We start from the raw sequence: 16,133 nt of genomic DNA, 5'->3' as shown, positions 1-16,133 counted from the left end.
TGCTTGGATCGTGGGCGTAGAAGTGGACGGCGACCTGGCGCTCAGCGACGGCAGGCAGCAGAACCTCGCGCAGCAGGTCGCAGCCGTGGCGGTTCCAGAAGGGGCCACCAATGTGAAGTTCACTGTTGGCCCCGGCGATAACGTCCTGGTTCTGTCGACGATCTTGTGATCCGGACGGTCGAGGCTCACCGTGTGAGCAGGACGCGTTTGCGAAGGAGATCGAGGCTGGCCCTGCCGAACATCTGGCGTTTCAGCATCTTCAGCCGGTTGATGTTGCCCTCGACGGCGCCGGAACTGTGCGGCAGAGACAGCCCGTTGCGGACCGCATCGAAGTCGCGGCGGAGGTTGCGGGCGAAGCCCGCAAGCGGAGTCAGACTGTCCCGTTCGACGTTGGTGATCCACTCTTCGAGGCGGTCGCCGTGGCGGCCGGTCATCATCGCGGCGAACTTCCTGATGTGAAGAGTGAGCCGGTCGAGTTCGGGATCGCGCTCACGCAGCCGGTGCAGCTTGTCGGCGTCCTCGTCCCGCAGGTGCTCGGGGTGGGTCATCATCCAGGAGGTGACCTCGCGGACCGAGGGAGGCTTCGGTCCCGGATCGGGTGCGTGTCCGCGCCCGGTCCGGTAGCGCCGCAGATGCCGCTGAACGGCCAACTCGCCACCCGGATAGCCGAGTTCCTTGATCTCGCGGTAGAGCTGGGCGGCGTTCCTGACGCCCTCGTTCCAACGCCGGTGCAAGTAGCCGACGTACGGGTCGACGACATGCGTTCGTTGGAGGCTCTTGGCCACGACATCGTCGGCGGAACGGGCGTTGACCAGTTTACGGACGGTGGCCTGGTGCAGCCCGAGCTTCCGGCCGATCGCCGCCTTCGACATCCCCTGCTGCCACAGCTCATGGGCCGCAGCGTGCTGCTCACGCAGCCGGATCACGATCTTCAGGTCTTTCACCGGCTGGACCACCTCGGGCTCCACCTCCACCTGGTCGGGGGTGGATTTCGAGCCGGGAGACGGTTCGGCCAATCGGGAGCGATGGGCGTTGACCGTCTTCTCGACCGCCTGGCCGAGGTTGGCCCACAGGTGGTAGCGATCCGCGACCTGTTCGGCCTGCGGCGCCCCGACCCGAGCGCCCTCTGCGTATCCGCTGGAACGGTCCCGGCAAATGACCGTCACCTCGGGGTGATCGCGGAGCCAGGCGGCCAGCTCCTCGCCTTCGCGGCCGTCGTAGAGGTGCAGCGGCCGGTGGGTGGCCATGTCGATCAATACCGTGCCGTAATGGCGGCCTTTGCGGAAGGCGAAGTCGTCGACGCCGAGGATTTCCACCTTGCCGATCTCCGGCTCAGGCAGGGCCCTGACCAGCCGCAACAGCGTGTCCCTACCTATGGTGAGGCCGACTGCGGACGCCAGTCGGGCTCCTGCCCGGCCAGCCAGGGCCAGCCCGATCTGCGTCAACACCTCGCGCAGCAGCGGGGTATGCCGGCTGTGCGGGGTGGTCAGTCCTGAGATCTGTTCGGCGAACGTCACCACCGTGCAGGCAGGGTTCTCGCAGCGGAAACGGCGCACACATAACTCGATCACGACACCGAGCCCGCCCACGGCGACATCACGCAGCCTGCGTACGTACCGACCGTGCACCCGGGCCGAGCTCTGTCCGCACCGACAGGAGCCAGTCGTCGCCCGCACCCGCGCTCTCAGCACTACCTGGTCCGGTCGTCTCTCCACCTCCTCGATCACCAATGCGGTCAGGTACGGAAACAGCTCCAGGAGCACATCACGAGAGCACGCGATGCATGATCGCGAACAGGCGGAGCAACGTACTCAGCCGTCCGGATCACAAGATCGTCGACAGAACCAACGTCCTGGACTACTGATCTCTTCGGGTTGTTGTCGGGGGTGGTGACGTGTGGTGATCCCTGCGGTAGGTCGGTGGTATGCGGTACGCGCAGGGTGGTGGACTGACCGCTGAGCGGCGGCGGTTTCGCGAGCGGATCCGGTACGAGGCAGGCGAGCGGTTCGGCCGCGGTGAGAGAACCGCGGTAATCGCGAAGGATCTGCGGGTGAGTGAGCGGTCAGTGGAACGCTGGCGCCGTGCCTGGCGGGAGGGCGGGACAGCCGCGCTCGCCTCCGCGGGGCCGCCGAAACTGCCCAAGCTGCCCGACGACCAGTTCGCCGAGTTGGAGAAGGAACTGGCGTTGGGACCAGCCGTGCATGGCTGGGAGGACCAGCGTTGGACCCTGGCCCGGATCAGAGCGTTGATCGCCTGGAAGTTCTCCCTGGATTGCTCGTCGGCGGCGGTGTGGCGGCTGTTGCACCGGCACGGCTGGTCCTGGCAGTGTCCCGCCCGCCGGGCCCTGGAACGCGACGAGGCCGCCGTGGGCTTGTGGAAGAAAGATGTGTGGCCGCAGGCGGAATGACTGCGGCGGCGCTGGGGGCGTACATCGTCTTCGAGGACGAGGCCGGATTCTCGATGACGCCGCCACGCGCCCGCACCTGGGGCCGGCGTGGACACACGCCGGTGGTGCGGGTGCGCGGCCGCTCCTGGCGCCGCTGGTCGATCGCCGCGATGTGCTGCTACAAGCCGGGCGAGACCTCCCGGCTCATCTACCGGCCGCGCCGTCACCGCAAGCACAAGGGCAAAGGACGCGACACCTTCGCCTGGAGCGACTACCGCGACCTGGTCGTCCGCGCCCACATCCAGCTCCAGGCACCCATCGTGCTGATCTGGGACAATCTCAACACCCACCGGGCCCCCGGAATGCGCGACTACGCGGCCGCACACGACTGGCTCACCATCATCCAACTGCCCTCATACGCACCGGACTTGAACCCGGTCGAGGGCGTCTGGTCACTGTTACGGCGCGGCCCACTGGCCAACACAGCCTTCACCGACGATGAGCACCTCGAACGCACCCTCCGCCGGGGCCTGCGCCACATCCAGCTCCGCCCCGACCTGATCGACGGCTGCCTTGCAGGCACCGGACTCACGCTCACCCACCAGCCGACAACAATCCGAAGAGCTCAGTAACAGGTCCAGGCGTCGGACAGGGGGCGCTACCAGGTGGGCGGCGGCTCGGGGGGTGGTGAACACCAGGGGGCGCTCGGATGGTGGTGCTGCGGACGGTGGATCAAGGCTGTCCAGGACGTCCAGGAGCACCTGAAGTTGGGAAAGGCGGGCAGGGGCAAGCCCCGCGTGCCGGCCTGAGTCCAGTAGGCCGCACTCGGCGGCGAGCTGGCGTACTGCGGTAGCGTGATCGTCTGCGACCCCGTGCACACGTAGGGCGTCAAGGGTTTCGGCTCTAGCGATCTCCCGTGTCCATTCGGCGGCTGCCGCGTAGCTGCCCGCGAGGCGCTCCAATAGCTGGGCAAGCAGGACCAGCGGTCGCAGTTCGTCAGTCATGTGTGGCTCGAAGCGGCTGTGTGACGGAGGAACTCTGCGGCAAGGCTCCGATCAAGATCGTCGTTGAACAACCGGCAGCCGAACGTGAGGTAGACGCAGCGTTCGCAGCAACGTGGTGAGGACTGATGGCACAGCGGGTCGTTCTCGCAGCTGAGCACCGAGTCGGCGGTGCTTTCCAGCCAGCTGAGCACGCGATTACTGAGCAGGGTCCATAGTGATCCGAGGGTGAATTCACGAACGTTGTCGGCGTAGATGGCGACGGTGAGCGCCTTCGTGACGACCCATTCGGCGAGCGTGTTCTCGGCCAGTCCTACTTGGCCATCGTCCAGGGAGCGAAGCAGGAGATGGCCGAGGGTGTGGATGACCGTGTGTACGGTTGCTGCCGCCCGGACGGCTTCCGGATCATCCTGATCCGTGAACAGTTCCAATAGCCGCTGGCGGGCCGCCGATTCGTCTTCGGCCGCCCTGACGATGAATCCTTTGGCTCTCAGGAACGACAGGACGGAACATGCAGAGAAGGTGACCAGGAGGGCTTCAGTGTCTGACGCCGCGACGTAGACCGGGTATTTCCCCTCGTGGTGGTACTTGTTGTGGAACCCGGTCAGGACGCCCCGCTCGGGCTCGTGCTCCTCTCTGGTGTAGCCGAAGGCGACTCTGGCTGCGGGGAACTCCCAGGTAACCGCGATCTCTGCAATCCCCAGGGTGCGAGCCTGCTCGCGGGCGCGTTCCGCGGTCTGCTGGGCCAGCCGGTCCTGGAGCTCGGCGAAGCGTGCACACTGGTCGTCGAGGGTGATGCGCTGTATCTGAGCGGGGTCGAATACTGCTGCGCGTTCCACGAAAGGGCGGTCTGCACCGAGCAGTTCCCACCGCACATTATCGGCATCCGTATTCGGCAGAGCAGCCAGGCCGCTCTCCTCGGGACCTATCAGTCTCCGGATCTGCTCAATCTCCTCCTCCCCCATGTAGATCTGGCGCAGTTGCTGTTCTCTCTGCTGCCATTCCTGCGGGGACAGGCGCGTTACCGTGATGCCCTGGGAGGCGTCGCCGATGCCCTGGGCCAGGGAGTCGATGAGGTTCAGGTAGTGGGCGGCCGCGATCCGGCCGCAGTGGGGGTGGCGCTGGTACTGCCGGAACTCGGAGTTGTCGATGTTGACAAGTTGGAGGGCGTGGACCTGGTAGGCGCGGGTGTCGTTGAACGTCCTTGCCCGCATCATGGCACGGCCAGCGGCGTCCTTCCATTCGCAGCCGCAGGGGGACTGCGAGGTGCCCTGGAGCTTCGCACCGCCGCATCCTGGACCGACACAGCGCCAGAGGGCGGTGACGAAGCTTCCCGTGTTCTCGAACACGATGTGGTCGTAACCGTGCGCGGGAACACGGCACTTGGGTACGTACATGGGACGCACGCGTCCGCAGTTGTGCGCGTTGAAGTACGGAAGTTGCCGCAACTGTCCGCCGCAGGTGCGGCACCGGGGGTCGGCCGCCAGTTGCTGGGCCTTCACGTAGGTGCGCACGCGGCGGCAGGAGCGGCGGACGCACTCGAGGACGAGCGGAAACACCTCGAAGCGGACGAGGTCAGGACTGACCAGGACGAAGTTCTGCCGCAGTCGGCCCTGCGGCAAGGGCAGGGCGGCTCTGGCGTCTTCACTCCAGCGCTCCAGGTAGCGGGAGATCTCGTCGTAGATGACGTCTTCGTTGAGCTTCTTGACCACGTCTCCGTCGACTGCCTGGACTCTGCCTCGTAGCCGCTGTTCATGGCGGAAGACGGCGCCGGGCAGGAAGGCGGTCATGGCCTGGCTACGGCTGCGGTTCATCCTCGCCCCCCTTGCTGTCGGCGGTGTTGGTGGCGAGTGCTTTGAAGGCGTCCTGGCTGCTGGTCAGTGACTGGAACGATGTGCTTTTGTCGATGTCGCGGAAGCTGGTGAGCGGCTGTTGGAGGAAGAGGTAGGCGGTGCGCTTCTCCTCTGCGCCCTTGTTGAGGTTGGGGCGTTCCTCCTGCCGCCAGGTTTCCATGATCCTCTCAACGAGGTCGTTCTCCAGTCCGCGCCCGTTGACGCCCTCCACGCGCTCGCGGTAGCAGGCTGGGATGCGTCGTTCCAGCCAGGGGTCGAGGAGTGGTCGTTGGGCGCTCCACCAGCGCTTGAAGTCTTTGGAGTACTCGGCTCCTTCCGGTGGTGGCTTCAGCGCTGGGTCACGGGCAGCGTCGTGGAGCAGGGCCAGCACGATGCCGGGCAGGGTGCGTCGGGCTGCGAAGTAGGCGTACTTGTTGACGGGCACGGGGGTGACCATGCGGTCGAGCAGGCGGTGGTAGCTCAGGAAGTTGGAGAACATGGAGCGTTCGCGGCGTGAGACGGGGTCGTAGACGGTGACGACGAGGCCTGCGTGAGTTCGTCCGGCCCGGGCGGTGACCTGGATGTAGTCAGCGGCGGTCGGCGGCATGCCGGCCACAACCAGGAGGTTGAGGCGCTCGAGGTCCACCCCGTGGCTGAGCACGCTGGTACCGACCAGCGCACGCAGCCGCTCTCCTCGCGGGGTGTCCAGGCGCTCGCGTTGGACCCGGGCGATAGCCGCCGCGAGGTCGGGGACCGGGACTTCGCCGGTGAGCACCGCGTGCTCGACGCGGTCGAGTCCGGCGTGCTGCAGGTCGTCGGAGAGCTGGCCGAGCTCCTCGTCGAGTTGGGTGCCGTGCTGCTTGCTGTTCACATAGGCCAAGGAGACCTCGTACGGGAAGAGGAGTCGTTGGAGGTCCGAGTCGGGTAGCCCGTGCAGGGTGAGGCGCTCGCGCAGGGTCTTGGGCTCCTCCTGGAGCCGGGCGATCTCCGTGAGGAGTTCGCCCTGCACGATCGCAGCGACGTCGGCTTTGCGGCGCTTGTGCGGGAGCACTCCGATGTGAACGCGCCGGAAGTCGGGCTGAGTCGTGGTGTAGAAGCTCTCGCCGAGTGTCCATCCCGGTGCGGGGAAGGCGCGGGGACGGCGGCCGTAGAGCTGGCGGAGCTGGTCCTGGTACTGCTCGATGGTGGCGGAGGCGCCCAGTACTTTGCTGGGCAGGCCGCTGCCTGCTCCTGACTGGAGTTCGGCGATCATGCCTTCGTAGTGTGCGTTGAACGCGCCGAGCTCCTCCTTGAGGAGGTGCATCTCGTCCTGCACCGTCAGTGCCGGTACCGGGTCCTTGATCGGGCGGGCCGCCGGGTAGCCCCGGCTCGGCGCGGTGCAGTGGCTCGGTCCGGCCAGGCAGGCTCCAAAACGCGGGAAGGAGAAGTAGCCGTGCTCGGCACAGCGGTGCTTCGGTCCGTGCTGGAATGAGGTGAATTCGGGGAACCAGCTGTGCCCGGTGAGTTTGTCGACGGTGGAGATGACGATCGCCGGCAGTGTGCGGTAGACCTCCACGTCGCTCACGTACAGGGGCAGGATCCGCTTGCAGGCGGTGCACTCGTGATGCAGGCGGACCGCGTCGGTGTCCAGGCGCAGGCGTACGCTGTCGCGTTCGCAGTAGGGGCAGGTGATCACGAGCCGGTCGCGCAGGTGGTCTTCGGCGAAGGTCCCCGACCGGGTGGCGGCGGCCTCGGTCTCCCAGCCGCGCCACCAGCCCCGCTCCCAGTGGAGGTCGTTGGGGCTGCCCGCGCCGCCCGCCAGGTAGCCGAGCGCGAAGGGGTCGTCGTGGGGGGATCCGATCCGGCGTTCGACGCGAAGTTCTTCGGCGGCGATCAGCATGCGCAGGGTGCGGTCGAGTTGCTGCACGCTGAGCATGCGCAGCGGGAAGCGCAGCCAGGCGGTTACCCCTGCGTGCTTGCCTCGCAGCCGGTCGTAGAACAGGGCCGTGAGGATCAGTCCCAGGTATGCCTCTGTTTTCCCGCCGCCTGCGGGGAACCACAGTACGTCGGTGTGGTCGAGTTCAGCGCGTAGGTCCGCCCGCTGCGGGTGTTCGCGCACGGCGAGGGCCGGCAGGTGGGAGACGATGTAGACCAGTTGGAAGAGCCGCCAACTGTCGTACGTGCGACCGTCGTTGACGCGGGCGAAGACCTCGTTGGCGAGCCGGAAGGCGTGTTTGAGGTCTGGGTCCAGGTCCAGGCACTCGCGGCCGAGGCCGAACCGCCTGGCCTTGTCGTCGAACTGGGCGCGGTCGGCTTCGATGGCCTTGTGGTGCGGCAGTTGCTGAGCGGCACGGCAGGCGGTGGCGAACTCCCGGGAGTAGCGGGCCATCGCGACTTCGACGGAGTCCAGGATCGGGGCTGGGTCGTCGGCGAGCTCACGCCACCGCGGGTGTCGCACCCCGGCTTGGCGGGGCACGACGGTGCGTTGGACATGGACGGGCAGGGTCTCGGTCCGCAGGCCGGTGCCATGGGGAACTGCTGCGCAGCCGGTGCCGCGACCGATCACCTCCGCCAGCGCCTCCAGCCGGTAGTCGCGTGGGGCGAGGTGGAAGCGCTGAGGCACAATGCTGATGCCGTCTCCGGGGAGGACCGCGAAGCGGCAGTCGTATACGGAGAGGTCCTGCCAGTCGCTCCGCGCCGTGTCGCTTTGGTTGTGCAGGGAGACCCCTGGCGTACCGCGTCGGTGCGGCCTTTGTACCACTGGGCGTGTTCAGCGGTGAACGGCTCCAGTCCTCGGTAGGGGCACACGTCGTGCAGGGTCAGTTCCGGGCAGATCTCACGCAGGGTCTGCGTCGGGGTGACGTACGCGATGTCCTGGCCGCGTTCGTAGGCGTCCGGGGCGGTGATCTCGGTCAGCATGCCGACCACCAGGCTGGTGAGCTCGTCCACGACGGGGCCGCCGCTGAATCCGGTGGTCAGGTCGTTCGCGGCCGTCAGCTGCAGATGGCCGTGCCTGCTCTGCGTGGTCGGCAGCAGATCGCCGGCGGTGCCGTAACCAAAGTGGCCGCCGGGCGGGGCCTGGGCGGGGAAACCGAACGAGCGCACTCGGTGGCCGCGGCAGCCGCCCGCGGAGCCCAGTGGCAGCGGCTGCACACCGGCGGGGCTGCCGCTCAGCCGGATCATGGCCACGTCTTCGTCCCCGGGAGGCCGCCAAGGGCCGTCCAGAACGAGGCCCTCGGCCCGGCGGCCGCCGTCCACATGGGGAAAGCTCAGTGACACCTGCCGCCCGGGGCCGGCTCCGGCGGCCTCCACCACGTGTGCGCAGGTGACCAGGAGGTCCTCGGCGACCAGAAACCCGGCCCCGGTGATCTGCTCGTCGGACCCCAGGATCTGGGCCACGGCGTTCCGCAGTCTCGACAAGGGGGCCCGGCCCTCGCTCGTGTCGTCGACATCCATGGGATCACTCCGCGCACTCACTCTCGACGGAATGGCCGGGATCGCTCTTCCAGATCATGGTGACCTTCAGATGACTGTTGGCGCTGCTCTTGGTGATCACGGCCCCGACCTCCACTGCGAGATCGACGCCGAATTCGACCTTGATCTCGTCAGGGGCTGCCTTGCGCAGCTCGTCGAGTGCGGCGCGCGATGCCCGGCTGACCGAGCTCAGAGCACCTTGCAGACTCTCCGGCAGATCGTGCACGGCATCGCCGATCCGTCCTGCCTTCACCGGTCCGTCTCCCACAGCGGGGGCTTCGACCAGGATGGAGCCGCCGTCCTCCAGAGCAATGCGAGCAAGATGGACCAAGGCTCCTCCCACTTTTGAGCGTCAGTGAAATCAACCGGGGAGGATTTCGCTCCTATTCATCAGTTCCCCCCTCCTCGCCTTGGCGGCAAACTGCAGCAGGCAGGCGAGTTCTCTGCTGCGGCAGAAAAGTTGACGCTGAAATATTTCATGGAATTCCGGTCGCTGGCACGGCTCCGTGTGAGTGCGGCAATCGAGTGACCCGAACCGGGCAGGGAGCCGCAGCACTTAAGAACCGTCACGAGACCGAAACTGATCGCTCCTGACCACACGCTCCGGGGCATCACAGACCTCCGCTCACCCCGAGCACGCACAGTGGACAGGCGGTCGGGCCCCGGGCCGGTAGTGCCGTGCGGAGCCCGGGAGCCGGCTCAACCGGGAGAGACCTCAGGTTCTACGAACAGGATCACGAAACGCCGCCAATCCTTTTTCGAACAGGGCGAATCAAAGTCGCCTATCTGGGTGCCGCCTTCCCGGCCGAGGTGTGAATGGCGTGCCGGTCGGCAAGGCCAAGGCACTGGAAGCCCCTGAGGTTCTCTTACATCCCGCCTGAGAGGGAGTGCAGGCAAGGATGGGGACCTCCAGGGGAGGGGGTATACGAGAGAAAGACACCCATCATGAAGAAGCTGCTTGTCCCCGCCGCCGCGGTCATGGGCCTGATCCCGGCCCTTCTGCTGGGCGGTGCCTCCACCGCGTCCGCTACAGGCCACTACAGCTGCAGCAACGGCCTCGCCAACGTGGTCACCTGCAACGCCACGGACGTCGGCCCGGTCATCGTGAAGATCACGGGAAACCGGACGCTGACCGGCAACGAACTCAGCGTGCTGGAGAACAACCTCAACAACGCCACCGTCAACGTGACAGCTCTGAAGAACGTAACGGTCGACACCTACAAGTCCTTCAACCCCAGCGTCACGATCAAGAAGATCAATGTCTGCATCGCCTCGGTCTGTAGCTAAACCCACGACCTACCCCAACACCTAGAATCCCCGAATGCCGGGGCCCCGGATACTGAATCCAGGGCCCCGGCATTCGAGCATTCCACCCGCCAGCAAGAACTACTCCGCTCCGAGCCAGCAGCAGTCCCAAGGCCGCAGGCCCGTGGGACAGTGAGCTGTTCCCAGTAGCCTTCGGCCACCGCCCGTGCGCGCGAGGTGCGTGGCGAATTCTGTCCAAAGCCGGGACGGTCGGGCATCAGGGGTCTACCGTTTCCCTCTCGGCAATCAAGGGGGCGAGGATGCAGACGACGTCGTTGCGTAAAAGGGGAGAACATCGGGCTGTCGATGGCGCCGGTGGTGCTGGCGGTGTCGGTTCACGGCTTGGCTGCGGACGTCTCGGCGTTGTTGCTCGGAACGGACGGGAGGGTTCGGAGCGACGACGACTTGGTCTTCTACAACCACCCGGCCCAAGACGGCGTGTCAATCGCCGGCCCGGTGGTCACGGCCGATCTTGTACGAGTGCCTGATGACGTGGACCGACTGGTTATCGTGGTGAGTGCCGATCCGCTGCAGCCGGGCGCGGTCTTCACCCGTGCACCGCTTCTGTCGATCACCCAGACAGGCTTGTCGGCCAGGTCGTTCACAGCCCCGGACTTCATGTCCGGGGAGACGGTCGTGGTTCTGGCGGAGCTCTACCGACGGGACGGCGGATGGAAGATCCGTGCAGTGGGACAGGGGTACGCCTCCGGTCTGGCTGGTCTCGCGACCGACTACGGCGTCGATGTCGAATCCGAGCCTGCCGCAACCCCTGCGCCACTCCCCGCCCAGGGACGCCGGAATCCGAGTTCTGCGGGGCCCGCGGTGGACCTGTCGAAGGTCGAACGGCTGGCCCCTGGACTGCTGTCTCCGGCACGCCAGGCCAGCCAGGCTCTTGTGGACCGGGACATCGACCAGCGGGCGGCGGTGTACCTGATCCTGGATCACGACAGGCACATGGAAGAGCTGTACGAGTCATTCGCTGTGCAAGCTTTCGCCGAGCGCGTCTTGGCGCTGTCGGCCAACCTCGATGACGACGGCACCGTGCCCGTGGTCTTCTCCAGCGGACGGGAACCCTTCCTGGAGGAGATCCGGCTGGACAACTACCGTGGCCGTATCGGGCAGCTGCATACCCACGTCGACTGGGGGTGGGGCAATGTCGGCGACGCCATGCGTCGTGCAGTAGGGCACTACCAGGAATCCGAAGCCGCTGATCCCGCCTTCATCGTGACCCAGGTCGGTGACGAACCCTGGGACAAGGCCGAGGTCCGCTCCTTGCTGCAGAACACCGCATCACTTGGCGTCTTCTGGCTGTTCGTCGGATTCGGGCTCGGCAACCTCGCGTTCTACAAGAACCTCAACGCATCCGCCTCCGCCACCTTCACCAACGTCGCCTTCTACGACGCGAGCAAGAACCCGGGGTCGGTGCCCGACGAGCGGTTCTACGCCGGCCTCGTCGACGCCTTCGCCACATGGTTGCGGCATTGAGTCGACCGCCGCTCACTCACCGACTGAACAGCCTCATCAACTCTGATCAGGCTGTATCCGATCTCCGATGCTACTTCGGCACCGTCCTGCACGATGCGGCAGTGCCGTTCACGGGTAGTCGTTTCGAGCATCTGGCCGGTGGAGGAGACCGCCAGGCAGTCGCGAACGTAACGACCGCCGACGACCTGATTGCTGTGCAGACCCTGTCGGTCAGCATTCCTGCGCAGGTCGCCGTCGACCTCCTTGAAGGGGACCTTGGAGTCCGGTTGTCCGAGCTACTGAGCAGCATTCGCTTCGACATCGACATGGTCGAAGCCGAGGCTGCCGACCTGGCCGAAGGGTCGCCGGCCCACACTGCCTGGCGCGTTCTCTGCGACCAGCCCGGAATCGGGTGGGTGACGGCAGGCAAGCTCCTTGCCCGGAAGCGGCCGCGGCTGCTGCCCGTCTACGATCAAGTCGTTCGCTGCGTTCTCGGTCGCCCAAAGTCATTCTGGCTTGACCTGCACGGCGCGCTGCGTGCCGACAACCAAGCGCTGCACCACAACCTGACGGCCCTACGGCAATCCGCCGACCTCCCCGCGACAGTTAGCGCGTTGCGGGTCTGCGACGTGGTGCTCTGGATGCATCACCGTACGGATCACCAACAGAGAAGCTGCATCGGGACCTGAACCCGGTCGGTCACACCCGAGCGAGCCTTCCACCCGGAGGGTGGATGGCCCCCGTGCCCCGGCGAAACACCCCGTGACCTGCGGTGTATCAGAGTGCCAGCTATCTCTCTGATTCCATACCTGCAATTGCTGAACACCCGGCATACCGGCTTCCGGCCCTACGGGATGAGGAAGCCGATCCCGGCAGGACTCGGCGTGCAACTCGGTCGGGGCGGCCGACGGACCAGTGTTCAGCACGTGACCAGCCTCGACGTCGGTCAGCGTGATCCGGACGTTGGGCATATAGCCATGCTCGCCGATCCGGCACCAGAACCAGTCGTTCGCTTCCCCGGTCCAAACTGCGATGCGTCGGGCGCGACAATCACCACGGGAGATCTGCAGCTGTCCTTCGTGACCATCGCGGCGCCGCAGGGAGTCTGCCAGCCGGTGTCGATTCGCTCATCTGAATGAACGTGGGCGGGAGGCGGAATGGCGAACCGTTCCGCCAGGACAGGCGGACGTCATGAAACTTTCGCGTACGCGGCGGCCCCGCACGGGCACGACCGCGCTGCTCGCCGCCGCCCTCCCGACGGTCCTGGCCGCATCACTGAACTGCCTCGCCCCCGCCCACGCCACAACCGCTGCAGGCGCCCCCGCCACGGCTCGGGACCAAATCGCGTGCCCGCGCGGGTTCGTATGCATCTACCCCGACATCAACTTCAACGGCCAGCCCTACGTCAAACGCGCCGTCGACGGGTCGGTGCGACACCTGCCGGACTACATCCGCGGCAGAGGCAGTTCCATCATCAACAACAGCAGCCGCACCGCCCGTGTCTACCAGAAGGACAACTACTTCGGCCGCCACGTCTGCGTCGGCCGCGAGGGCGGCACCATCAACGACCTGCGCTCGTACCAGCTCAACGACACCACTCACAGCCTCCGCAACAACGACACACCCTGCGGCGCCTGACTGCCCAAAGATCCGGTGTACCGATCGCCCTCCGCCGGTACGGGTATTTGGCCCCATACCGGTTGTCAGTGCCAGGTCGTACCTTCATCCCAGGGCCTTGTTCGCATTGCTGCTGGATAGGGGACGTCTGTGGCGAATGGTGTGTGGCATGCCGGCTTGGACAGAGTCCTCGAGTTGGACAAGGAAGATCTCGGGCTCGGGCGTGACGCCAAAGTGAACGTAGAAGGCCTCAAGGCCGAGATCCTCCGTCCTGTCATGGAGCGGGACCGGCACCTTCTCATGTGTGTGGAGAGCAGGCTGGGCCGAGTGTGCAAGGCCGAGATGAGCGGAGTTCGGAGCTCGTTCATGTACGTGCGGAAGCACCGTGGTCCGGACGGCCTGCTGCGATATCGCGCGGCGCACCTGCCCACCGCGTACGAGATGACAGCCGAGGAACGCGACGTGCACAAGGCCACGAAGGACTTCCTGGCCCGTACCGCGCAGGCCGCTGGGCTTGAGGTGCTCGTCGAAAAGGCGTCCAAATTCCGGGCCTCCCGTCCGGATGTGACGATCGTGGGCGCCGGCGGGGTGAGTCTCGGGTGTGAGGCGCAGTTCTACAACGCCAGTCCCGGTACCGTGCTTCGCCGGTCGAGAGCCCATGCCGAAGCCGCACTGACGGCCAACTGGGTGACCCACGACGACCGGTTCCACCTGATCGATCGCGCCAACTGGATGTTGATCAACAAGGTGACCTGGCGGCAGATCGCGGACGCGGCTGATCTGCCTCTGGTCGGTGGCTACCGCGTTCTCGTCGAGTGGCTGTGTACTGCGACCTCTGAGCGCCGGTGCCCGGAAGGAGGGCTTAAGGAGAAGACCGGCTGCGGCAAGGTGCACCTGCAGTGGGACACGCCTCAGCGCTCAAGCGATGAAGGCACCGGGTGGACCAGCTTCATGGGTGACGGGAAGCGGGTCACTGTCGGTCAGACCCTGGTCGGTGCTGCCACTGGCGGTGTGGCCCCGCTGTTCGTGCCCTCCCGCAAGGACCGGCGGTGTGGCAGTCACCTCTGGGTTCCGACCAAGGACCGGGAGAAGTGGGCGGACTACCGGGGTGTGGAGCCGCCTACGTTCGAGGAGGCAGCCGAGCCGGACGACGAAGTCCACTTCTCGGGCCGGGACGCAGACACGACGTGCCAGTTTGGCGAGACGACTTGGAAGCCGAGCGCACCGCTGAAGAAGCGGGGCATCGACAGCGTGGAGCTCACGATCACCGTTGATGGCCCTGGTCGGCCTTTGGTGGGGCTGTCCATCCCGCCTCAGCGGACGGACGAGCCTCCCAGGCCCGCGCGGAGGGCAGCCCCATCTTTTCCGTTGCCGACGCCCGGGGTATGCGAGATCGGCAGACCAAGGTGCGGCCAGGTCGCGCGCCTGTACCCGGGAGGGTGGCGCTGCGAGCAGCATCGACCTGGTGCGATGTCCATCTGAACCGCGAGCTCTCGCTGACGCACCCCTGCCGTGCCCGCTACGGTGAGGGGCGCACCCTGCAGGCCGAAGCTGGGCGGAGCGTTGTGCTGGACTAACGTGTGTGCGCCTATCGCGACCACACACCGGCCTGGACGCCGAGGAGCGACAGGTGCGCTACCTGCGGCCGGACTGGCGGGCGTCGGCCTGGTGGCTCGCCCTTCCCCGAGCACTACGGGGCGAACGCCAAGAGCTGGGATCACCTGCTGGACGAGTACGAGGCCAAGGATACGGCGGCCGTCGAGCGCTCCCGGCCGGAGCTCACCGCGGTCGTCGAGCGGCTGCAAGCCAACTTCGACGGGCAGGACGGGCCGCTGCCGGAAGCGCTGCCCGGCCGCCGGTCGGCTCCCGGTCCGGCCTGGAGCCGTCCGGTCAGCCGGTGCAGGTGTCGATCATGGACGACAGGGCCTTCTTAACGCGCCAAGGTCTGAAGAGCCACTCCCCGGCCTGCGCGGTGACAGGGCATTTGACACTGATGCGGAAGAGGAAGGTGCGCCCGTAGTCGGAGCCCGGCGAGACGTGCGGGAAGTGCAGGTGAGGACAAACTCGGGCACGGGGATACGCCTCTGCCACCCGCCAGACAAGCTTTCGTAGATGAAGTAACCGAGCAACTGATCAAACCACTGTTCGATGCAGGATGGACCAACGAACGCATCAGCGCTGCAATGGACCAGAACATCTCCTACGCAACGCTGAGGCGCGTTTCTGAGGGCGACTACATGCCGGGCCCCAGAACCATGGAGGCCGTCATAAAACTGGTAGGCCGACAGCGACAGCTGTCGGTGGAGGCAAACACCCGCCTCATGACGGCGTACCTCAGAGCACTGCGCGAAGCGGATTCGGCCCTGTACGACCGGTACCTCGAAGAGGATGCGGAGATGCGACGCCTGTACGCCGCCGACAGCGAACAAGCTGTACACGACCCTATCGAGAACCAGTGACACAACCCGATGGCCGGACGGCAGGCAGCAAGCGCCTCAATCCCTGCCCTCGCCCAACTGCTGAGCCTCGGCAGGCCTCTCCGGGCAACCGACCGCCTCACGCCCGAGGCCAGGGTCCCGCCGTCACCTCGGTCAGCCACCCCGTCGCGCCACCACCGACGAGATCCTGCTCCAGGTCGGCGTACAGGCGCAGCCGTACGCCGGGCTGGCCGGGATCCCAGGTCAGCGGTCGATGGTGGCGGTCGCCCACCGTCCGGCGATCGCAGACAGGCCGGACGAGTGACTGAGCTCTTTCAGCGGTGCCGCTCCAGGGTGAGGACGGCGGCGGAGATTGACGACATTCGATTCGGGCTGCATCGGGCCTTGCGGAAGATCCGCCAGGACTTCAGTCGTGCGACGCCGCGCTCGACCGGTGCGCGTGCAGCGGAGAGCGCGCGGTTGACGGTTCGCTGGGTTGGTGTGAGGTCGCCGCCCGGCGGCCGTCTGAGGGGCGTCGTCACCCACGGGCTGGCTCCGATGTAGATCGTGTCCCGGGTGATGGTGTAGCCGATCAATCGGTCGTCGTGTTGGTGGTGTTGGGTAGTGCGGGGGCGCTGTCGGGGCGCTCGGGGTAGAG

Annotated in this window: 16 protein-coding genes; 9 read left to right on the top strand and 7 right to left on the bottom strand. The window is 66.3% G+C overall.

From position 1 onward, the window contains the following. The first annotated feature begins 10 nt into the window (after nucleotides 1-10). Entirely contained in the window at nucleotides 11-169 is a 159-nt protein-coding gene (locus ACWGKT_RS38450; protein WP_453277308.1) for a hypothetical protein, read from the top strand. Nucleotides 170-185: 16 nt separating this feature from the next. Here the strand turns inward: ACWGKT_RS38450 and ACWGKT_RS38445 are convergent, their stop codons facing one another. Continuing rightward, nucleotides 186-1,676, bottom strand: a complete 1,491-nt coding sequence (locus ACWGKT_RS38445; RefSeq protein ID WP_453277307.1) for an ISL3 family transposase — start codon at nucleotides 1,674-1,676, stop codon at nucleotides 186-188. A gap of 248 nt (nucleotides 1,677-1,924) precedes the next feature. On the opposite strand from ACWGKT_RS38445, the gene ACWGKT_RS38440 reads away from it, so the two are divergent. Beyond that, nucleotides 1,925-3,018, top strand: a protein-coding gene (locus tag ACWGKT_RS38440; protein WP_453277306.1) for an IS630 family transposase whose coding sequence is annotated in 2 segments (ribosomal slippage) — nucleotides 1,925-2,368 and nucleotides 2,371-3,018 — 1,092 coding nt in all. Because the reading frame shifts where the segments join, the coding sequence is not laid out codon by codon here. A gap of 368 nt (nucleotides 3,019-3,386) precedes the next feature. Here ACWGKT_RS38440 and ACWGKT_RS38435 read toward each other — a convergent pair. From ACWGKT_RS38435 to ACWGKT_RS38420, 4 genes are read right to left on the bottom strand one after another with little or no spacing between them, the layout of a single operon-like run. Continuing rightward, nucleotides 3,387-5,201, bottom strand: a complete 1,815-nt coding sequence (locus ACWGKT_RS38435; protein ID WP_453277305.1) for a hypothetical protein — start codon at nucleotides 5,199-5,201, stop codon at nucleotides 3,387-3,389. After that, nucleotides 5,185-7,821 carry a helicase-related protein gene (locus tag ACWGKT_RS38430; protein ID WP_453277304.1) on the bottom strand — a complete coding sequence of 879 codons (2,637 nt, stop codon included), beginning with the start codon at nucleotides 7,819-7,821 and terminating at the stop codon, nucleotides 5,185-5,187. The genes ACWGKT_RS38435 and ACWGKT_RS38430 overlap by 17 nt, the downstream gene beginning before the upstream one ends. Beyond that, nucleotides 7,761-8,654, bottom strand: a complete 894-nt coding sequence (locus tag ACWGKT_RS38425; RefSeq protein WP_453277303.1) for a S1 family peptidase — start codon at nucleotides 8,652-8,654, stop codon at nucleotides 7,761-7,763. The genes ACWGKT_RS38430 and ACWGKT_RS38425 overlap by 61 nt, the downstream gene beginning before the upstream one ends. A gap of 4 nt (nucleotides 8,655-8,658) precedes the next feature. Then, nucleotides 8,659-9,003, bottom strand: coding sequence for a CU044_2847 family protein (locus ACWGKT_RS38420; RefSeq protein ID WP_453277302.1), 345 nt, complete (start codon nucleotides 9,001-9,003; stop codon nucleotides 8,659-8,661). Nucleotides 9,004-9,617: 614 nt separating this feature from the next. Here ACWGKT_RS38420 and ACWGKT_RS38415 point away from each other — a divergent pair. The 7 genes from ACWGKT_RS38415 to ACWGKT_RS38385 all read left to right on the top strand — a co-directional run bounded on the left by ACWGKT_RS38415 (nucleotide 9,618) and on the right by ACWGKT_RS38385 (nucleotide 15,517). Further along, nucleotides 9,618-9,959, top strand: a complete 342-nt coding sequence (locus tag ACWGKT_RS38415; RefSeq protein ID WP_453277301.1) for a hypothetical protein — start codon at nucleotides 9,618-9,620, stop codon at nucleotides 9,957-9,959. Nucleotides 9,960-10,283: 324 nt separating this feature from the next. Further along, nucleotides 10,284-11,462, top strand: a complete 1,179-nt coding sequence (locus ACWGKT_RS38410) for a VWA domain-containing protein (RefSeq protein WP_453277300.1) — start codon at nucleotides 10,284-10,286, stop codon at nucleotides 11,460-11,462. Further along, nucleotides 11,447-12,130, top strand: a complete 684-nt coding sequence (locus ACWGKT_RS38405) for a DUF6308 family protein (protein ID WP_453277299.1) — start codon at nucleotides 11,447-11,449, stop codon at nucleotides 12,128-12,130. The genes ACWGKT_RS38410 and ACWGKT_RS38405 overlap by 16 nt, the downstream gene beginning before the upstream one ends. Before the next feature lie 237 nt (nucleotides 12,131-12,367). After that, on the top strand, nucleotides 12,368-12,580 hold the full coding sequence (locus tag ACWGKT_RS38400; protein ID WP_453277298.1) for a hypothetical protein: 213 nt from the start codon (nucleotides 12,368-12,370) through the stop codon (nucleotides 12,578-12,580). 52 nt (nucleotides 12,581-12,632) lie between these two features. Further along, nucleotides 12,633-13,079, top strand: a complete 447-nt coding sequence (locus ACWGKT_RS38395) for a peptidase inhibitor family I36 protein (RefSeq protein ID WP_453277297.1) — start codon at nucleotides 12,633-12,635, stop codon at nucleotides 13,077-13,079. 174 nt (nucleotides 13,080-13,253) lie between these two features. Next, nucleotides 13,254-14,540, top strand: a complete 1,287-nt coding sequence (locus tag ACWGKT_RS38390) for a hypothetical protein (RefSeq protein ID WP_453277296.1) — start codon at nucleotides 13,254-13,256, stop codon at nucleotides 14,538-14,540. 701 nt (nucleotides 14,541-15,241) lie between these two features. Next, on the top strand, nucleotides 15,242-15,517 hold the full coding sequence (locus tag ACWGKT_RS38385) for a hypothetical protein (RefSeq protein WP_453277295.1): 276 nt from the start codon (nucleotides 15,242-15,244) through the stop codon (nucleotides 15,515-15,517). 97 nt (nucleotides 15,518-15,614) lie between these two features. Here ACWGKT_RS38385 and ACWGKT_RS38380 read toward each other — a convergent pair whose 3' ends face one another. Next, nucleotides 15,615-15,767 carry a DUF6207 family protein gene (locus tag ACWGKT_RS38380; protein ID WP_453277294.1) on the bottom strand — a complete coding sequence of 51 codons (153 nt, stop codon included), beginning with the start codon at nucleotides 15,765-15,767 and terminating at the stop codon, nucleotides 15,615-15,617. A gap of 43 nt (nucleotides 15,768-15,810) precedes the next feature. Next, a partial coding sequence (locus ACWGKT_RS38375) for a transposase family protein (RefSeq protein ID WP_453277293.1) occupies nucleotides 15,811-16,133 on the bottom strand: 323 nt, incomplete at its 5' end.

It is taken from the genome of Streptomyces sp. NPDC054794, from assembly GCF_053611585.1.
The sequence above is the reverse complement of the archived record's forward strand: the minus strand, read 5'-3'. Positions and strand labels throughout refer to the sequence as shown.

Excerpts from the sequence above, each read along its gene's own strand:
- ACWGKT_RS38435 (WP_453277305.1), bottom strand. The coding sequence starts at position 5,201 with ATGAACCGCAGCCGTAGCCAGGCCATGACCGCCTTCCTGCCCGGCGCC.
- ACWGKT_RS38425 (WP_453277303.1), bottom strand. The coding sequence starts at position 8,654 with ATGGATGTCGACGACACGAGCGAGGGCCGGGCCCCCTTGTCGAGACTG.
- ACWGKT_RS38415 (WP_453277301.1), top strand. The coding sequence starts at position 9,618 with ATGAAGAAGCTGCTTGTCCCCGCCGCCGCGGTCATGGGCCTGATCCCG.
- ACWGKT_RS38410 (WP_453277300.1), top strand. The coding sequence starts at position 10,284 with ATGGCGCCGGTGGTGCTGGCGGTGTCGGTTCACGGCTTGGCTGCGGAC.
- ACWGKT_RS38405 (WP_453277299.1), top strand. The coding sequence starts at position 11,447 with ATGGTTGCGGCATTGAGTCGACCGCCGCTCACTCACCGACTGAACAGC.
- ACWGKT_RS38395 (WP_453277297.1), top strand. The coding sequence starts at position 12,633 with ATGAAACTTTCGCGTACGCGGCGGCCCCGCACGGGCACGACCGCGCTG.
- ACWGKT_RS38385 (WP_453277295.1), top strand. The coding sequence starts at position 15,242 with ATGGACCAGAACATCTCCTACGCAACGCTGAGGCGCGTTTCTGAGGGC.